The 1,208-nt window shown below is 70.4% G+C and carries 1 protein-coding gene; it reads right to left on the bottom strand.

Going from position 1 to position 1,208, the window contains the following annotated elements; translation table 11 throughout:
- Positions 1 to 211: 211 nt before the first annotated feature.
- Positions 212 to 922 carry a hypothetical protein gene (locus JK361_RS41935; RefSeq protein WP_236054680.1) on the bottom strand — a complete coding sequence of 237 codons (711 nt, stop codon included), beginning with the start codon at positions 920 to 922 and terminating at the stop codon, positions 212 to 214.
- Between the last annotated feature and the right edge of the window lie 286 nt (positions 923 to 1,208).

The raw sequence follows: 1,208 nt of genomic DNA, 5'->3' as shown, positions 1-1,208 counted from the left end.
CGATGTCGACGGGCGGCACCGACAGCGCGGTCGGCCCACCCTTCACCTCGGATGCCCTGCCACCCCTCACCCATGCCGGCGCCGCCGCGCGGCGCGGTGAGGTACCAGTTCACCAAGTGGCGCGACGACGGCCAACCGTCCATGACCTACTGCGCCGGCAGGTGCGCTGCGCCGCTGAGCTGGCAGGTGCGCTGTTCCGCTGGCGTTGAGGTCAGCCGCTGGCGAGTATCGGGCCGGCCGGGGCAGAGAGTGTCTGGTGAGCGTGGGGGCAGGGCGTGGGAGAAGTGGTTGTGGGAATGCGCATCCGGCGCAGGAGATCACGGGTGGTGCGCTTGCGCAGCGTGCTGCGCCAGGTCAGTCCCGGGTGGCGGGACCGTAGATGCGACAGCGCACGGGTGCCCAGGCCGGTGCTGTGGAAGCGCTCGTCGATGACGACAGCGGTGATGACACCCTGGGCGCAGTCAGTGCAGATCCGGTACCGGACCTGGCCGACGACCTGGCGGGTGTGCACGAGGAGCAGGCATTCGTCGCCCGGGCCGGGGTCGTCCGGGATGTGCGTGGACAGGAAATCGATTGCCCGGTAAGCGAGGACGCGGCGACGCAGGCGGCCGGTGCGCCGGCCTCGGCGTGAGTGCTTGGCGCCGTCGTGACCGGGCGGCGATGTCTCAGCTGTGGAGGCCTGGCCGATGAGACTGCTGCTGGTGGGACGCGCATGTAGTCCGTGCATGACGTCTCGTGTGCCCGAACAGCCGACGGTTACCCGTTCCAGCGCGCGGATCACCCCGCCGTGGAAACCGCAGGCCAGCGAGGTGCGTTGTGCTGGTGTGCAGCCGGCCGGCCGCACACCCACACCCTGCAACCCGCGGACCGGCAGCCGCGGCGGCGCAGAAATCACCTGGCTGGACTCCGCCAACATGCCCATGGATGCGGTGAGTTCGGGACCATCCCCGCGGGCGCGGGGAGCACTCGTTCATCGCCTTCGAGACGGAGCGCCGGCCGGGGCCATCCCCGCGCTCGGGGGGATAGTCCCTGCCGTGCGCCGGAGGACCGCCAGGCCTTCCCCTGCTCCTGCATCCGCGAGGGAGCACACCTGATGACGTTTTGCCCCGTATGCCGGACTCAACGAAAGTGATAGAAACGGAGCTCGCTTCTTCGGCGCTCGCTCCCCGCGCGTGCGGGCGGCTCGGCTCGACTGTGGCGGGCGGGCA

It is taken from the genome of Streptomyces musisoli, assembly GCF_016741855.1.
In the GTDB taxonomy this organism is placed as follows: domain Bacteria; phylum Actinomycetota; class Actinomycetes; order Streptomycetales; family Streptomycetaceae; genus Streptomyces; species Streptomyces musisoli.
The sequence above is the reverse complement of the archived record's forward strand: the minus strand, read 5'-3'. Positions and strand labels throughout refer to the sequence as shown.